General features: G+C 66.8%; 17 protein-coding genes and 1 tRNA gene. 8 read left to right on the forward strand and 10 right to left on the reverse strand.

Features of this window, described 5'->3' with window-relative positions; all coding sequences use genetic code 11:
- Nucleotides 1-11 precede the first annotated feature (11 nt).
- The gene (locus AC1RSI_RS13160) at nt 12-863 is read left to right on the forward strand and encodes an alpha/beta hydrolase (protein WP_035309820.1); all 852 of its coding nucleotides are present in this window, start codon (nt 12-14) and stop codon (nt 861-863) included.
- A 202-nt stretch (nt 864-1,065) separates the two neighbouring features.
- Here AC1RSI_RS13160 and AC1RSI_RS13165 read toward each other — a convergent pair.
- The 8 genes from AC1RSI_RS13165 to hppD form a co-directional block, all read right to left on the reverse strand.
- A tRNA-Leu gene (locus AC1RSI_RS13165) sits at nt 1,066-1,150 on the reverse strand.
- Between the two features lie 148 nt (nt 1,151-1,298).
- The gene (locus AC1RSI_RS13170) at nt 1,299-1,835 is read right to left on the reverse strand and encodes a CcdC protein domain-containing protein (RefSeq protein ID WP_154726866.1); all 537 of its coding nucleotides are present in this window, start codon (nt 1,833-1,835) and stop codon (nt 1,299-1,301) included.
- Between the two features lie 53 nt (nt 1,836-1,888).
- The gene (locus AC1RSI_RS13175; RefSeq protein WP_291754564.1) at nt 1,889-2,908 is read right to left on the reverse strand and encodes a fumarylacetoacetate hydrolase family protein; all 1,020 of its coding nucleotides are present in this window, start codon (nt 2,906-2,908) and stop codon (nt 1,889-1,891) included.
- A gap of 46 nt (nt 2,909-2,954) precedes the next feature.
- Complete coding sequence (locus AC1RSI_RS13180; RefSeq protein ID WP_291754569.1) at nt 2,955-3,674, reverse strand: hypothetical protein; 720 nt, start codon at nt 3,672-3,674, stop codon at nt 2,955-2,957.
- Nucleotides 3,675-3,731: 57 nt separating this feature from the next.
- Complete coding sequence (locus AC1RSI_RS13185; protein ID WP_035310324.1) at nt 3,732-3,998, reverse strand: hypothetical protein; 267 nt, start codon at nt 3,996-3,998, stop codon at nt 3,732-3,734.
- 56 nt (nt 3,999-4,054) lie between these two features.
- The gene (locus AC1RSI_RS13190; protein WP_154726927.1) at nt 4,055-5,116 is read right to left on the reverse strand and encodes an isoaspartyl peptidase/L-asparaginase family protein; all 1,062 of its coding nucleotides are present in this window, start codon (nt 5,114-5,116) and stop codon (nt 4,055-4,057) included.
- A gap of 158 nt (nt 5,117-5,274) precedes the next feature.
- Entirely contained in the window at nt 5,275-5,460 is a 186-nt protein-coding gene (locus AC1RSI_RS13195) for a hypothetical protein (RefSeq protein WP_035310320.1), read from the reverse strand.
- Nucleotides 5,461-6,573: a 4-hydroxyphenylpyruvate dioxygenase gene (gene hppD, locus AC1RSI_RS13200; protein ID WP_052005136.1), complete on the reverse strand. Its 1,113-nt coding sequence runs from the start codon at nt 6,571-6,573 to the stop codon at nt 5,461-5,463.
- 138 nt (nt 6,574-6,711) lie between these two features.
- Here hppD and AC1RSI_RS13205 point away from each other — a divergent pair, with 138 nt between their 5' ends.
- On the forward strand, nt 6,712-7,050 hold the full coding sequence (locus AC1RSI_RS13205) for a hypothetical protein (RefSeq protein ID WP_154726928.1): 339 nt from the start codon (nt 6,712-6,714) through the stop codon (nt 7,048-7,050).
- Between the two features lie 8 nt (nt 7,051-7,058).
- Here the strand turns inward: AC1RSI_RS13205 and AC1RSI_RS13210 are convergent, their stop codons facing one another.
- Complete coding sequence (locus AC1RSI_RS13210) at nt 7,059-7,694, reverse strand: exopolysaccharide biosynthesis protein (RefSeq protein WP_008263790.1); 636 nt, start codon at nt 7,692-7,694, stop codon at nt 7,059-7,061.
- A gap of 108 nt (nt 7,695-7,802) precedes the next feature.
- Here AC1RSI_RS13210 and AC1RSI_RS13215 point away from each other — a divergent pair, with 108 nt between their 5' ends.
- Genes AC1RSI_RS13215 through AC1RSI_RS13225 form a run of 3 tightly spaced genes read left to right on the forward strand, consistent with a single transcriptional unit; the run spans nt 7,803 to nt 9,551 of the window.
- The gene (locus AC1RSI_RS13215; RefSeq protein WP_154726929.1) at nt 7,803-8,378 is read left to right on the forward strand and encodes a YqaA family protein; all 576 of its coding nucleotides are present in this window, start codon (nt 7,803-7,805) and stop codon (nt 8,376-8,378) included.
- A 39-nt stretch (nt 8,379-8,417) separates the two neighbouring features.
- Complete coding sequence (locus tag AC1RSI_RS13220; protein WP_008259882.1) at nt 8,418-8,960, forward strand: disulfide bond formation protein B; 543 nt, start codon at nt 8,418-8,420, stop codon at nt 8,958-8,960.
- Between the two features lie 3 nt (nt 8,961-8,963).
- Nucleotides 8,964-9,551: a demethoxyubiquinone hydroxylase family protein gene (locus AC1RSI_RS13225; RefSeq protein WP_035310313.1), complete on the forward strand. Its 588-nt coding sequence runs from the start codon at nt 8,964-8,966 to the stop codon at nt 9,549-9,551.
- 44 nt (nt 9,552-9,595) lie between these two features.
- Here the strand turns inward: AC1RSI_RS13225 and AC1RSI_RS13230 are convergent, their stop codons facing one another.
- Entirely contained in the window at nt 9,596-10,798 is a 1,203-nt protein-coding gene (locus AC1RSI_RS13230) for an acetyl-CoA C-acyltransferase (RefSeq protein WP_154726930.1), read from the reverse strand.
- A 286-nt stretch (nt 10,799-11,084) separates the two neighbouring features.
- Here AC1RSI_RS13230 and AC1RSI_RS13235 point away from each other — a divergent pair, with 286 nt between their 5' ends.
- The 3 genes from AC1RSI_RS13235 to AC1RSI_RS13245 all read left to right on the forward strand — a co-directional run bounded on the left by AC1RSI_RS13235 (nt 11,085) and on the right by AC1RSI_RS13245 (nt 16,603).
- A complete protein-coding gene (locus AC1RSI_RS13235) occupies nt 11,085-12,239 on the forward strand; it encodes an OmpA family protein (RefSeq protein WP_008258844.1) in 1,155 nt (384 codons plus the stop codon).
- 431 nt (nt 12,240-12,670) lie between these two features.
- The gene (locus AC1RSI_RS13240; protein ID WP_154726376.1) at nt 12,671-13,897 is read left to right on the forward strand and encodes a capsular biosynthesis protein; all 1,227 of its coding nucleotides are present in this window, start codon (nt 12,671-12,673) and stop codon (nt 13,895-13,897) included.
- Between the two features lie 180 nt (nt 13,898-14,077).
- Nucleotides 14,078-16,603 (forward strand): TonB-dependent receptor, encoded by a 2,526-nt coding sequence (locus tag AC1RSI_RS13245; protein WP_154726377.1) that lies wholly within the window; start codon nt 14,078-14,080, stop codon nt 16,601-16,603.
- Nucleotides 16,604-16,691 lie beyond the last annotated feature (88 nt).

The raw sequence follows: 16,691 nt of genomic DNA on the forward strand, positions 1-16,691 counted from the left end.
GACTGTATCGCATGACCCGGCGCGGCCTGTTGGCGCCCATTGCGGGCCTGATGGCGGCCGCCTGTTCACCCCTGGGCCTGCTCAACAGTCTGGGGCCGAGGGACGGGGGCGTGCGACGGGTGGCGCGCGACATCGCCTATGGCGACGATCCCCGCCAGAGGCTGGACCTGTACGCCCCGACCGCGCCGGGGACCTATCCGGTCCTCGTCTTCTTCTACGGCGGCGGCTGGGATTCAGGGTCGCGCGACCTCTATGGCTGGGCGGCCCAGGCCCTGGCCGCCCAGGGGTTCGTCGTGGCCCTGCCCGATTACCGCGTCGTGCCCCAGGTGGTCTTTCCCGCCTTCATCGAAGACGCCGCCGTCGCCACGGCCAAGGCGGCGGATGTCGCCGCAGCCTATGGCGGCGATCCGGAACGGCTGGGGGTGTTGGGCCATTCGGCCGGCGCCCATCTGGCCCTGATGATCAGTCTGGACCGCCGCTATATGCAGGCGGTCGACCGCCCTGGACTGATCAGGGCGGCGGCAGGTCTGGCGGGGCCCTATGATTTCCTGCCGTTCGACGTGGGGGCGTCCCGCAACGCCTTCGGCCGCGCCCCCGATCCGACCCTGACCCAGCCCGTCACCTTCGTGCGCCCCGACGCGCCGCCGATCTGGCTGGGTCACGGCACGGCCGACGTCGTGGTCCATGCCGAGGACACGACCATTCTGGACCAGAGAATGAAAGCGGTCGGCGGTCGGTCCGAGGCGAAGCTCTATCCTGGTCTGGACCACGCCGACCTGATCGCGACCTTCTCGCCCCTGTTCCGCAAGAAGGCGACGATTCTGGCCGATGTGTCCGGCTTCTTCCACCGCGAACTGGGCTGATCGCCGAGCGGGGACTTTTCAAGAATGCGACTTAATGCCAATATGTCGGCTGGTCGGATTTTAGTATTCGTACCGATCATTCACGGCCCGTTCCGAACCTGTCTGGCTCCGGCGCCCACGCGTGCCGAACCTGCTGGCTCCGGGGCGGGCCGTCTTCGTTTCCGCGCCATATGGCGGCGGGAAGACACACCGACAGGAAGGATGGTGCGGGCGGCCGGGGTCGAACCGGCACTCCTTTCGGAACTGGATTTTGAGTCCAGCGCGTCTACCAATTCCACCACGCCCGCAGCGGAGCCGGTCTCATGCCACAAGGGCATGAGCCGGGTCCAGAGGGTCTTCACCGCATCATGAAGTTTACGCGGACGGCCGTCCTGTGCGGGGCGCAGCCTGAGCGCCGCAGGCGGATTTCGGGATCGTTGCAATGATGGGCCCCGATCAGGCCGCCACCTCCACATGGCTGTCGGTCCCGCCGGCCAGCACCCGTCGGGCGCGGATGTACATCTCGACCCGCTGCAGGACGATCAGTCCCATGGCGAAGACCAGGAAGGCGTCGGTGACGGCCATGGCGTTCAGGCGCCAGTCGGCGGCGTGGGTTTCGATCAGGTCGCGCAGGCCGGCGCGGCCCGCGAACAGCACGACCAGCAGGATCAGGCCCAGCGGCGAAGCCTGGGCCATCAGCGAACCGTCCGGCTCCTTCTCTATGGTGACGGTCTTGCCGCGATACCAGCCGGCCAGGCCGCCCAGGACGGCGCCGATGGCCAGCACGGCCCAGGCGCCGGGGCCGAACGGCGCGTGGACGGCGCGAGGACTATAGGTCGAGCCCCAGATGCCGAGCCCGATCAGGGGCACGACGATGGCGGGCATGATCCACAGGAACTGGGGCCGCAGCACCCGCTTGCGTCGGTTCTTCAGCAGCACCAGGACCAGCACGGCCGGAAAGACCAGCAGAGGTATGAGCTTGTCAGGCGGCATGACGATCCTCCGGCGCCTCCCCCCGGAGACCGATGCGCCGAAGCCTAGCGCCGTTATGTTCGGCTTGGAAGCGGGGCGACCGTCTGTTCGATGGCGCCGAAGATCGAGTGATGGTGGTCGTCCAGCATCTCGATCCGGACCGTGTCGCCATGGACCAGGAAGGGGGTCTCGGCCTGGCCGCGCAGGAGGGTCTCGACCGTGCGGACCTCGGCGATGCAGGAATAGCCCAGGCCGCCTTCCGAGACCGGCTTGCCGGGGCCGCCGTCGGCGTCGCGGTTGGAGACCGTGCCTGAACCGATGATCGTCCCGGCCGACAGCGAGCGGGTCTTGGCCAGATGGGCGATCAGGGTCCCGAAGTCGAAGGTCATGTCCACGCCCGCGTCGGCGCGGCCGAAGGGCTGGCCGTTCAACTGGACGGTCAGTTCGCCGTGCAGCTTGCCGTCCCTGAAGCGGTCGCCCAGCGCATCCGGCGTCACGAAGACGGGCGAGAGGGCGCTGGCGGGCTTGGACTGGACGAAGCCGAACCCCTTGGCCAGTTCGGCCGGGATCAGGTTGCGCAGCGACACGTCATTGACCAGGCCGACCAGGCGGATCGCGGCCAGGGCCTCGTCGCGCGTCGCACCCTGGGGCACGTCGCCGACGACCACGACGATCTCGGCCTCCAGGTCGCAGCCCCAGGCGGGGTCGGCCAGGGGGATGGGATCGCGGGGCGCCAGGAAGCCGTCGGAGCCGCCTTGGTACATCAGGGGATCGGTCCAGAAGCTGGCGGGCATTTCGGCCCCGCGCGCCCGGCGGACCAGTTCGACATGGTTCACATAGGCCGAGCCGTCGGCCCACTGATAGGCGCGGGGCAGGGGGGAGGCGGCGTCGCGTTCGTGGAAGCGGCCGCGCGGCACGGCCTCGTGCTCGAGGCTCTCGGCCAGGGCGTGGAGCCGGGGGCCGCAGCGGTCCCAGTCGTCCAGCGCGGCCTGGAGGGTGGGGGCGATCAGGAAGGCGTCGGTGAACCAGTGCAGGTCCTGCGAGACGACCACGAGGCGGCCGTCGCGGCCGTGCTTGAGCGAGGCGAGTTTCATGCCCAAGGCCTAGACCGATTTCGCGCCGGGGGGAACAGAGGGGCGGTCAGTGACGGGGGAGGGGCGGCGCGTCGTCCTTTTCCACCTTGGGCGGCAGGGTCGTCGCGAAGGCGCGCTGGAGGGCCGAGAGTTCTGAAATCCGGCTGGCGCGATCGCTCCAGTAGATGTGGAACGCCTCGACCGCTTGTCGGATCTGGATGCGATGGGCCGCCACAAGCTCCTGGGGGGACGGGCAGGGCGGGGGCGCAGGCGGAGGGGGCGGCGCGGCCTCCGTCACGACATAGCCGTCCTCGACGCCCGTTCCGCAGAGGCCGGACGTGAGAACCTTCGCCTCTTCCAGCTTGTAGCTGATCGGGACCGGTCGCACAGGGGGCGGGCTCGGTTCCGGGGGCTTCGGCTTGGGCTTGTCGGCCGCCTTGCCGTCCAGCGCGTCATCCAGCTTCTTGAGCGGAAGACCAGAACAGATGGTCAGAACAAATCCCAGTTCGCGACGGACGGTCGCCACAAGCTCTCGCGCCGCCGGCTCTCCGTCGCCGACCGCGCGAATGGCGCGTTCTGACGCTTGCAGAATGATCTCGTACTTGCGCTTGATGATCGTGACCAGGACGACTTCCTGTCGCCGACGCTCGCCGTTTACGCCCAGCCAGTTCGCAATGACGGCGGCGGCCACGGCGCTCAGGATCGAGAGGATGAACGCGGTCGCGCCGTCCCAGATCACGGGCGTCGCAACAACCTCGGCGGGAAAGTCGGTTTGTGTCGGCAGCATTGTCATCCCCCACTCGCCACATCATGCCGCAGCGGCGAAGCTGGGCCAAGTGAAAGGTTAACGATGTTCGGTGAGCAGGGCCTTGGCCTCGGCGCCGGCGCGGGCGGCGGGGTCGCGCACCTCGACCTCGACGACCACCCCGCCTGCGGGTTCGACCGCCCACAGATAGCGGCGCTCCACCTCGACCTCGCGGCCGGACGGGGCGAAGCCGACATAGGAGTCGCCCCAGGGGGTGATCTTCTTCAGCTCGACGAAGGGCATGGCGCAGGCGGCGTCCAGCTCTTCCTCGGCCATCACGGTCAGTTCGTCGTCGGTCGGGCTCATGGGGTCTGTCTGAAAAAAAGAGGGTATGAAACGTATGAATCGTCTGAAATCGGGGCTCAGGGTTCGTCGGCGTAGATCGCGACGCGCGCGGCGGCCGTCGAAGACGCCGCCCCCCGATACATGCCCGAGGTGTTCATGGCGAAGGCCGGGGTTCCGGTAAGGCTCATGACGATGACGCCGCCGTCGCCGCCGATCGAACCGACGTCGGCGATCTCGGCGTCAGCCGCCGCCTGGACGGTCGCGCCGTCGGCGGTGCGGCGACAGATGTCGCGGGCCACGGTGAAGCGGATGAAATACTCGCCCGAGCCGGTGGCCGAGACGGCGCAGCCGTCGGCGTTCGAGGCGTAGGTTCCGGCGCCGATGATCGGCACGTCGCCCACCCGGCCCCAGCGTTTGGCGGTCATGCCGCCGGTCGAGGTGGCGGCGGCGAGGCGGCCCCGACTGTCCAGGGCCACGGCGCCGACGGTGCCGAACTTCCTCTCGTTCAGCGGCGGGGCGACGGCGGCCTGGGCTCCCGGCGTCGATACGTCGGCAGGACGGGCGGGCAGGGGCAAGCCGGCCTCGGTCAGGGCCTTGATCAGGCCCTGCCAGCGGCGTTCGGTGAAGAAGAAGGCCGGATCGACCTGTTCCAGCCCGGCCTGGGCGGCGAAGGCGTCGGCGCCGGGGCCGATCAGCATGACGTGGGGCGACTGTTCCATCACGGCGCGGGCGGCGGCGACCGGGTGGCGGGTGGTGGTCAGCCCGGCGACGGCGCCGGCGGTCAGGTCCGCGCCGTTCATGACGGCGGCGTCCAACTCGTTACGTCCGGCCGCAGTGAAGACGGCGCCCCGCCCGGCGTTGAACAGGGGATCGTCCTCCATGACCTGGACGGCGGCCTGGACCGCGTCCAGCGCCGAGCCGTCGCGCGCGAGCACCGCCGATCCGGCGTCCAGCGCCCGTTGCAGGGCGGCGCGATAGGCGGCGTCCTGAGCCGGGGTCAGGCCGGCCCGCTCGATCACCCCCGCCCCGCCGTGGATGGCCAGGGACCAGAGGGGAGCGGCCGGGTCCTGGGCGTGGGCAAGGCTGGCGACGATGGAAAAACAGAGTGTAATTAGTGCAATTCGTCCAGATCGCATCATGGTCGGTCCCTCCGTCGGTGGATTGTAACCCGACCCCCGGCGATGTCAGGTCGATGGGTGCGACAATCTGAAAAGCGGTGCGTTTTCAAGCACGAGGTGGATGAAATTGTGCGGGGACACGCCCGAGAGCGACGGGAGTAGGGGGCAGACGCGGCCCATCACTCCCGATGGTGCAGCCGCTTCCACACCCGATAGGCGACGATGGGAGCGAAGCCGCAGATCAGGGCGGCGAGCAGGACCGTCCAGAACCCGCCGCCCAGCCAGAACTCCCCCGCCAGGGCGCCGGCGCCGGCCGCGAGGGCCGGGCCGAGCCAGGGCAGCCAGGTCGGCGGCCGCATCCGCATTCAGGCGTCGACCTTGATGACGCCGCGACGGATCTGGTCCAGTTCGATGGAGTCGAACAGGGCCTGGAAATTGCCGTTGCCGAAACCCTCGTTGCCCTTGCGCTGGATGATCTCGAAGAAGATCGGGCCGAAGGTGTCCTGGGTGAAGATTTGCAGCAGCAGGCCTTCCTCGTCCGAACCGTCGATCAGGATGCGGTTCTTGCGCATCCGCTCCACGTCCTCGCCATGGTTGGGCAGGCGTTTGTCGATCAGCTCGAAATAGGTCTCGATCGTGTCCTGGAAGTCGACGCCGCGCGCGCGCATGGCCTCGACCGTCTCGAAGATGTTCTCGGTGGTCAGGGCGATGTGCTGGATGCCCTCGCCGTTGTAGCGGCGCAGGAATTCCTCGATCTGGGAATTGTCGTCCTGGCTTTCGTTCAGGGGGATGCGGATGGCGCGGTCGGGCGCGATCATGGCCTGCGAGAACAGGCCGGTCGCCTTGCCCTTGATGTCGAAATACTTCTGCTCTTCGAAATTGAACACCGAGCCGTAGAAGCCCGACCAGGTCCGCATCTGGCCGCGACGGACATTGTGGGTCAGGTGGTCCAGGATCTCGAGACCCATCGAATTCTTGCGCTCGGCCTCTTCCCAGCCCTCGATCTCGTCCCAGGCGTCGTACAGCGAGCCGGCGTCGCCATACTGGTCGATGACGTACAGCAGCGAACCGCCGATGCCCTGGAGGATATAGGGATAGTCGCCCAGCGCCCCGCCGTTCGCATCGGTCGCCGCCACGGCGCCGCGTTGGAGCGCGCCCTCATAGGCGGCCTTGGCGTCATTGGTGCGGAAGGCCATGCCGTTGGCCGAGGGGCCGTGGTCGGCGGCGAAGGCCTGGGCCTGACCGTTCGGCGTGCGGTGGACCAGGAAGGAGATGTCGCCCTGTTTCAGGCGCACCACGTCGGTCTTCGGGTTCACATGAGTCTGGGTGAAGCCCATCATTTCAAGGCGCGAAATCATCGCCTTCGGTTCCGGGCCGGTGAATTCGACGAATTCGAATCCATCGACGCCGAGGGGGTTTTCCAGGTTGATCTGTTCCGCCGTCGTCTGGGCAGGGGCCTGATCAGAGGTGGGGGTCATGTCGTTCATGGCGCGTCTCCCGCGTAGCTTCTGTGGCGGGCTTAACCGAAAGGGGCCGCCGATTGGCGCGGAACCTAGTCGCGGATGACGACAGAGCCAAGGCGGTCCCACGGGGTCGTGATGGGTGAGGGAGTTCTGATGGACATCCGCAATCCTGGCGTGTCAGATGGGTGGCCATTGGGGGAGACAGACATGGACTATCTAAAACGCGCACCGTTTGGCGGACTGTTCCTGGTCACATTCACGGTGGCGGCGACGTTTCAGGTGCTGATGGCCCTGTTGGGACTACTTCTCGCATTTCTGTCGCCTGGTCTGTTCTTCATGAACGGCGCTCCGGCCACTTCGCCTGTGCAGGCGGTCGGCGTTCTCCTGTTTCTTCTGGTCGTCGGACTGGTCATCAACGCCGGAATATCGGCTATCGGCGCCCTGTTGTGGATGGGCGTCCGGATCGCACTGCCAAAACCCGCCTCCGTTTAAGAAGGGGGTCAGCCCGGCAGCAGGCGCGTCGCCCATTCCGCGCCCAGCAGCAGGCCGGTCGCCACCACGCCCAGGAGCGTCAGCCAGGCCGTCGTCACCGCCGCCCCGGCGATCACGAACAGGCCGTCCCGCTGGATCAGGCCGACCGACAGAAGCGCCAGGGCCACGGAGGGGATGGTGTTGGTCATCGGCAGGACGATGGTCAGGGTGGCCAGGATCATGAAGACCGCCGCCAGCTTCTCGCCCGGTCCATCGGCGAAGCGACGCAGGCGGGGGCGAGAGAACCGGTCGATCCAGCCCAGTTTCGACTCGGCGAAATCGGCCATGGCCTTGAGCCACGAACCCCTGGCGCGCAGCTTCAGCAGCCAGCGCGGCAGCCAGGGCTCTTCCCGGCCCACCAGCATCTGGCCGGCCAGCAGGATGACGGCCACCCCGACCACCTGGGGCACGCCGTAAAGGCCGGGGACCAGGCAGGGAATCGACAGCAGCAGGATCAGCAGCCCATAGGCGCGCTCGTCCAGGCGGTCGCGAATTTCTTCCAGGGTCAGGCCGGCCTCGCCCCCGTCGTCGGACAGCCGACGCAACAGGCGAGCGATGTCGTGGCTGACGTCGTCGGCGTGGCCGGACGGAGAGGGGACGGTCATGCCGCCTCCTTTAGAGGCGTCGGGAACGGACGGCGAGGGCTTCGATGTCGCGGCGCGTGACGTCGGACGCAGGTCTTGCTAGGGCGTCGCCCCTGCCAGGGGATTTCCATGCTTCGCAAGCTCTATGACGGCGTCTTCAATCTGGCGCGAGGCCGCCACGCGACGCCCGCCCTGGCCATGGTCGCCTTCGCCGAGAGTTCCTTCTTCCCCATCCCGCCCGATGTGATGCTGGCGCCGATGATTCTGGCCCGGCCCGAGAAGGCTTATTTTTACGCCGGGGTCTGCACCCTGGCCTCGGTCCTGGGCGGGATTCTCGGCTACGCCATCGGCTATTTCCTGACCGATTTCGGCCTGGCGATCCTCCGGGTTCTCGGCCATTCGGACGGGCTGGATCATTTCCGCCAATGGTTCGCCCAGTGGGGGCTGTGGGTCATACTGATCAAGGGGTTGACCCCCATTCCCTACAAGCTGGTGACCATCGCCTCCGGCCTGGCGGCCTTCAGTTTCCCGGTCTTCATGGGGGCGTCGGTCGTGACCCGGGGCGGCCGGTTCTTCCTCGAGGCCTGGATCCTGAAGCGCTGGGGCGCGGCCATGCTGGCCCAGGTCGAGAAACGCCTGGCGCTGTGGTCCGGGATCGGCCTGGTGGTGTTGATCGCCCTGATCGTGATGCTGAAGCTTCTGTAAGTCGACGGCGACGCCTTGGCGGGTTAAGACCGCTGCACGATGAGAGACATCTATCGCCTGATGACCCGTTGGTGGACCGCCTTCGCCCTGGCCGCGTCGCTGGCCATGCTGGGCGCGGCCCACGCCTTCGAGCGGTTCGCGGGCCTGGCGCCCTGCAACCTCTGCCTCAAACAGCGCGAGGTCTATTGGGGCGCGGTCGCCGTGGCGGCGGTGGCCACCGCCTGGACCTTGCTGAGCGGCAGCCGGCGCGGCACGCCCCGGATCGCCGCCTTCCTGCTGGCCGCCGTCTTCGCCACCGGCGCCGTCACCGCCGTCTTCCACATGGGCGGCGAGTACAAGTGGTGGAGCCTGCCCGCGACCTGTGTGGGCGGGGGCGACGTCGATCTGGAAAGCCTGACCGCCCTGGCGCTCGGCACGGGGCCGGCCCAGAGGGTGGCCATGTGCGACGCCGTGGCCTGGAGCTGGCTGGGCCTGTCCATGGCCGGCTGGAACGCCCTCCTCTCCCTCGCGTTGGCGGGGTTCAGCCTGCTGGCGGCCAAACGCCCCAAGGACGCCCGCGCCCCCCGGATCGAAAAGGCCTGACGCATGACCGACGCGGCGACCCCCGACTCCCGGCCTCGTCCCCCTCTGCCCCGGCCAGGCCGCGGCGCCGACAAGGCGCGGATGGATGAGATCCTGCGGGTCGATCACGCCGGCGAATATGCGGCGGTCCTGATCTATCGCGCCCAGAAGGCCGTGTTCGAGGGCCGCAAGGCGCACGGCGGCATGGTGCGCGACCTGGGCGAGATGCAGGATCAGGAGGCCGTGCATCTGGCCCGGTTCGAACGGCTGTTGAACGAACGCCGGGTGCGGCCCACGGCGATGACGCCGCTGTGGCGGATCGCGGCCTCGGCCCTGGGCGCGGGCACGGCCCTGATGGGCGAGAAGGCGGCCCACGCCTGCACCGAGGCGGTCGAGAGCGTGATCGAGAAACACTACGCCGAACAGATCGCCGAGATCGGCGAGCGCGATCCCGCGCTGGCCGCCGAACTGAAACAGTTCCGCGACGAGGAGCTGGCCCACCACGATCATGCCATCGAACACGGCAGCCGCGAAGCCCCGGCCTATCGGCTGCTGAGCGGGGTGATCAAGGCCGGCTGCCGGGTGGCGATCAAGGTCAGCGAGAAGGTTTAGACGTATCCTCCCCATCGCTACGCGACAGGGAGGAGACGGGAACCTCAGAAGATCTCGAATAGCCCGGCCGCGCCCATGCCGCCGCCGATGCACATGGTGACGACGCCGTATTTTGCGCCGCGCCGCTTGCCCTCGATCAGGACGTGGCCGGTCATGCGGGCGCCGGACATGCCGTAGGGGTGGCCGATGGAGATGGCGCCGCCCGAGACGTTCAGCAGTTCGTCCGGGATTCCCAGGGTGTCGCGGCAGTAGAGGACCTGGACCGCGAAGGCCTCGTTCAGCTCCCAGATGCCGATGTCGTCGACCGTCAGGCCGTGGCGCTTCAGCAGTTTGGGCACGGCGTACACTGGGCCGATGCCCATCTCGTCGGGCTCCACCCCCGCCACCGCCATGCCGCGATAGGCGCCGAGCGGCTGGAGATTGCGCTTCACCGCCTCGCCGGCCTCCATGATGACGCAGGCCGAGGCGCCGTCCGACAACTGGGAGGCGTTGCCGGCGGTGATGTATTCGCCCTGCTCGATCTCCTCGCCGCCGCCGAAGACCGGCTTCAGGGTCTTCAGCCCCTCCAGGGTGGTTTCGGGCCGGTTGCCCTCGTCCTTCGAAAGGGTGATCTCCCTGGAGGTGGTCTCGCCGGTCGCCTTGTCCGTGACCAGCATGGTGGTGGTCATGGGTACGATCTCGGCGTCGAGCCGGCCTGCCGCCTGGGCCGCCGCCGTGCGCTGCTGGGACTGAAGCGCGTATTCGTCCTGGCGGTCGCGGCTGATGTCATAGCGGCGGGCCACGACCTCGGCCGTCTCCAGCATCGACATATACATGTGGGGCGCCAGCTTCAGCAGAGCCTCGTCCTTGGCCCGGTACAGGTTCATGTACTGGTTCTGGACCAGGGAGATGCTCTCGAGCCCGCCGCCGACCGCCATCTTCTGCTGGTCGAACATCACCTGTTTGGCCGCCGTGGCGATGCCCATCAGGCCCGAGGCGCACTGGCGGTCCAGACTCATGCCTGGAACCGAAGAGGGCAGGCCGGCGGCCAGGGCGATCTGGCGGGCGACGTTGGTGCCGGTCGAACCCTGCTGCAGGGCCGCGCCCATAATCACGTCCTCGATCTCGGCCGGATCGACGCCGGCGCGCTGGACCGCGTGTTTCACCGCATGGGCGCCCAGCCGCTGGGCCTGGGTGTCGTTGAAGGCCCCGCGATAGGCCCGGCCGATGGGAGTGCGGGCGGTGGAGACGATGACGGCTTCACGCATGACGGAGATCCTTCTGTGTTGGGCGGGCCTGTCGCGCCTTACGCGCGACTTGAGACCAGAACGGTTTCCTCTGCGACGAACTTAGGCCCCTCACGCGGCGTCAACGCAAGCCGCGACACGTCACGAACGGCGCGGTTTCCCGACCCTCGTTCGCCCATTGTGTTGAAACGGCGCCACAGTCGCCACATTCATCCCAGGCGGGCGGAACAACCGGCCAGCGATGCCGTTTGGCTCGGGAACGTCGGGCAGCAGCTCGGCTTCAGGCATTTTACAGATTGAGGAAGCTATGAAGCTCAAACTTCTCGCCTCCGTCGCCGTCGCAGGGCTGTTCGCAGCTGGCGCGGCCTCGGCGGAACCGAACGGCTGGTACGGCGCGATCGACGCCGGTTACCACATGATCGACGACATCAACGCCGAATCGTCGACGACGGGCGCCAACTGGAACTATGAAGTGAACGACGGTTGGGCGGCTTTCGCCCGTCTCGGCTATCGCTTCAACCCCAACTGGCGCGTTGAACTCGAAGGCGGCTACCGCTCGGGCGACATCGGCACCGTGCGCGCCGTCTCCGGCACCCAGGGCCTGTGCAACCTGACCCCGGCGACCGGCGGCTGCTTCTCTCCGGAAGGCGACATCGAGTCCACCACCCTGATGGCCAACGTCATCTACGATTTCGGCTATGAAGCCTGGGGCATCCGTCCCTTCGTCGGTCTCGGCGCCGGCGTGAACCACGTCAACACCGACACTGTCGGCAATCTGCGGGCCAACCGCGGCGCTTCCTTCGGTGCTGACGACAGCTCGACCGAGTTCGCCGCTCAGGCGATCGCCGGTCTGGCCTGGGCTGTGGGCGACCGCACCAATATCGACCTGACCTACCGCTATCTGACGGGCGACGCCTCGTTCGCCTCGACCACGGTCGGCACCGGCGTCGGCGCGACCTCGTTCGGCGAATGGGACGGCGACTACGACCAGTCGCACACCGTGACCCTGGGTCTGCGTTACAGCTTCGGCGCTGAAGACGCCCCCCCGCCCCCGCCTCCTCCGCCCCCGCCGCCGCCGCCTCCTCCGCCCCCGCCGCCGCCCCCGGCTCCGGTGGCCCAGGCTCCGGTCGCCCGCCAGTTCGTCGTTTACTTCGACTGGGATCGCTCGGACCTGACGACGGAGGCCCGTTCGGTGGTCAGCCAGGCCGCGACCTACGCCAAGTCGGGCCGTCCGACGCGCGTCCTGATCGTCGGCTACACCGACACCTCGGGCTCGGCCGCCTATAACCTCGGCCTGTCGAACCGTCGTTCGCGCACCGTTGCGGACGCCCTGGTCGCCCAAGGCGTCAACGGCGGCGTTATCGCCCTGGACGCCAAGGGTGAAACCGCCCTGGCCAAGCCGACCGCTGACGGCGTGCGTGAGCCGCTCAACCGTCGCGCGACGATCGACATCAACTTCTAAGACCTAGACCCCCCGGCCCGACGAAAGTCGGATCGGGGGGCGCGGGAGCTTGAGGTACGTCTATCGGACGGATCAAAAACCGCCGTCTTCGTTCGAGGATGGCGGTTTTCCCATGTGGAGAGGCGGTAACGGTTGGTCGAAATCGCGCCGCATTATGGAATTTGGGTTGATCCGACCTCTGGAGCGAGCGAGATAAAGCCCAATGGTCACATTCTCCGCCAAACGCCCCGATTGCATCGGCGAAGAGTCCTTCCTTGACCCGCCGCGCCGCTTGAAGCGAACTGGGGGTCTGTAAAATGGTTGATCTTCGCCAGTCGCATCGACAGGTCACGGGGCGTCGGCGGCGGCGGTACCGGCTTCGGGCGGACAGCCCCCCGGCCGTCCAATCGCGGCTTCGCGCACCGCCCCCGACGCCTGCGCGCGGCGGCGAGGTGACGATCCTGCCTGTCGGCTCCCGTCACCGCAGTCAAAGCCTGGCCGGCCGGCGATTCCTGATCGTGTCGGCGCCGTTTGGCGGATTCGGGGTCGCTCTGGCGCGGACGTTGGAGGCGCGGGGCGCGACGGTTCAGCGGATGATCTTCAACGCCGGCGACGCCCTGAATTGGCGCCGCGCCGGCGGCGTGGTGTTCAAGGCCGCAGCCGAAGTCTGGGCTGAACGGTTGGCGGAGGTGGCGGCCGACTTCACCGATCTCCTTCTGTTTGGCGAAGGCGGCCCCTATAATCGTGCGGTCCTGTCGGCGACCGAAGGGCTCGACGCCCGCGTCTGGGTGCTGGAGAATGGATATTTCCGCCCAGACTGGATCACGGTCGAGCTGAACGGCGTCAATGCGTCCAGCGGCCTTCCCCGTTTTCGCGACGGCTATCCCGCGCCGGAACCCGTCCTTCCCGACCCCATCCCCGTGGGCCGGATCCTGCCTCACCATGTGGTGAACATAACCGCCTACCATCTGGTCCAGACGTTGGGCGCCTTCCTGTTTCCCCGGCACGCCAACCATTACACGGCCTCGCCCCTCAGCCAGTGCCTGGGCCATGTGCGGCGCTATCTGGGCCTGGCTGCGCGGCGAGCGTCGGAGAATGACGTCGATGTCATCGCCGCGCGCGGCGAATTCTTCATCGTCTGTCTCCAGCGCGAAGGCGACGCGCAACTGCTTCGCTATTCGCAGTACGCCGACAACACGGCCTTCCTCGCCAAGGTCATGACCAGTTTTGCCGCCCATGCGCCCCGGAACGCGCGGCTGGTGGTGAAGAACCATCCGCTGGATCCGGGTCTGATCGATCTTGCGGCGGTGACGCGGCGTCTGGTCATAGAGCGCGGCCTGCAAGGCCGGGTCGATTTCATCGACGGCGGAAATCTGGCCCAGTTGTGTCGCGCCTCTCAGGGCATGGTGGTGAACAATTCCAGCGCCGCCCTGTCCGCCCTGGGCTTCCATACGCCGGTCAAGGTTCTGGGCGACGCCTTCTTCGATTTCGAGGGATTGACCGACCAGCAGGCGCTGGACGACTTTTGGTCGGCGCCCCAGGCGCCGGACACGGCCCTGTTCACCCGATTCCGCGCCCATGTGATCGCCCAGAGCCAGGTGAACGGCAATTTCCATGAACCCCGGGCGATCGGGCGGACGGCGCATGGCGTGGCCGACATGTTTGAGCGGATTTTCTAAGCAATCCCCCGTAGAGCAGCACGAATGTTGCGACAGGGCCACAGCCGGGCTCTGTCATATCGTTGTCATATAACTGTCGCCTGACATTGCAACACCCGACGTAGATGGGGCCAGATTTCGACAGGCGACCCCGCCTGTCGCCTTTAGGGTCTGTACGGCCTTCATCTGGGGATAGATGCAATGATCAACCGCAAGCGCCTCTTCTGGGCGACCACCGCCATCGTCGGCACGCTGGCCGGCGCCGGCGCCGCCTCCGCACAATCGACCGGCACCCAAGCGACTGAAGTCGATGAAATCGTTGTCACCGGCGCGCGCGGTCCGCGCACCATCGACGGCGCCATCGTGGCTGAGAACGTCGGCAAGAGCCGTTCGACGATCACGCAAGAGTATATTGCGACCCAGGCTGCGGGTCAGTCGATCAACGAGATCCTGAACCTCGTTCCCGGCATGAACTTCACCAACAACGACCCGTATGGTTCGTCGGGCGGCAACATCCGCCTGCACGGCTTCGACGGCAACCGCATCGCGCAGACCTTCGACGGCATGCCGCTGAACGACTCGGGCAACTACGCGCTCTATACGAACCAGCAGCTGGATAGCGAGCTGATCGACCGCGCCACGGTCAACACCGGCACGACCGACGCCGACAGCCCCTCGGCCTCGGCCACGGGCGGCACGATCAACATCTCGTCCATCACCCCGACCGAAGAGTTCGGCGGCTGGGTGAAGGGCTCGCTGGGCGACTTCAACTACAAGCGCGTCATGGGCCTGGTGAACACCGGCGCCGTCGGCCCCTGGGGCACCCGCGCCTGGCTGGCCTATTCCGACCAGTCCTATGACAAGTTCAAGGGCATCGGCGACCTGGGCAAGATCCAGTACAACGCCAAGATCTACCAACCGATCCGCGACAACGGCGACTTCGTCTCGCTGGCCGCGCACTGGAACCGCAACCGCAACAACAACTACAACGGCCCGAACCTGTTCCGTAACGCGGATGGTTCGCTCGGTTCGACGGCCGACACCAGCCCGTTCGGCTGGAACGTCGACTTCGTCCCGACCTACACGGCGCCGACCTTCCGCAATGGCTTGGCTGACGTTGATTCCAACGGCACCAGCTACTGGGGCCTACGCGTCAACCCGTCGGACACAGGCAACCTGCGTGGTCAGTCGCGCTTCACCCTGGCCGAGGGTCTGATCTTCACCTTCGACCCCTCGTTCCAGTATGTTCTGGCTAACGGCGGCTCGCAGCAGACGGTTCTGGCTGAGAATGACGCACTTCTGCGCGGCACCAACGCCACGGGCGGCGTCGATCTCAACGGCGACGGCGATCTGCTCGACAAGGTTCGCGTCATGACCCCGTCGAATACCCATACCCAGCGCTACGGCATCAACTCGTCGCTGATCTGGAACCTGAACGAAGACCATTCCCTGCGTCTCGCCTACACGCTGGACCACGCGCGTCACCGCCAGACCGGCGCGTACGGCACGATCGACTTCTCGAACCCGACCGAGCCGCGCTTCACGAACTACTTCGGCGGCCGCAACGGTCCGACGATCACGAACCTGAACGGCTACGATCTGCGGGCCCGTGACCGTCTGTCCTACGCCATCCTGAACCAGGTCGCCTTCGAGTACCGCGGCAAGTTCATGGACGACCACCTGCGCCTGAACCTCGGCGTCCGCGCGCCCTTCTTCAAGCGCGAGATGAACCAGTATTGCTATTCGCAGTCCGGGTCCTCAAGCGTTCGCTGCACTTCGGAAACGGCTTCGACCACGGGGCTTGTGAACGGCGTGTCGACGCCTCTCGCGAACGGCATGGTATCTTTCGCCGGGGTCGGAACGACGCGTACCGTTGACGGTGTGCCGGTCTTCACTTCTACGCAGTTCATCAAGCCTTACAGCCGCGAGAAGACGTTCGACGACATCTTGCCGAACCTGAACGCCACGTGGCGCTTCGACGGCGCCAGCAGCGTCTACTTCTCTTATGCGGAAAGCCTGACCCTGCCGCGCACCGACAACCTGTACACGGTTCTGTACAATGCGGACGGTGAGCTGATCAGCCCGATCCTGGACCCGGAAACCAGCAAGACCTACGACGCCGGTTACCGCTACCAAACCGGAACCCTGATCGCCTCGGCCAACATCTGGTACACCCAGTTCCAGAACCGCATCCTGTCGGCCTATGATCCGGAAACCAACATCAGCACCGACCGTAACGTCGGCGATGTGGACATGATGGGCTTCGACGCCCAGCTCGGCTACTCGCCGATCGAGTCGCTGTCCTTCTATGCTTCGGCTTCGTACAACGACAGCGAGATCCAGGACGACTATCGCAGAAGCTCGAGCAGCGTCATCCCGGTCGGCGGCAAGAGCCTGGTGGAAACGCCGGATTGGACCTTCGTCCTGAGCGCCAAGTACGAAACCGGGCCGCTGAGCGCCGGCATCCAGGCCAAGTATGTCGGCGAGCGTTGGCTGACCGACGTCAACGACCTGGCGGTGCCGAGCTATACGGTCGTCAACGCCGACGCCCGCTTCGACCTGGGCTACTTCGGCTTTGAAGGCACCGACATCCAGATCAACGTGACCAACCTGCTGGACGAAGAATATTTCGGCTCGCTGGGCACCGGTCTGGACGCCAACTCGTCGCTGTACGCCAACCAAGGCCCGCCGCGCACGATCCAGGCCTCGGTCCGCTACGCCTTCTAAGGCTTAGCCAGACTGAAACGACGAAGGGCGGTCCGTTCGCGGGCCGCCCTTTTTCTTTGCGTAAAGCCCGCCGTTGAAGTCGGGGGCG

The organism is Brevundimonas sp. GW821-FHT10E09 (genome assembly GCF_058809375.1).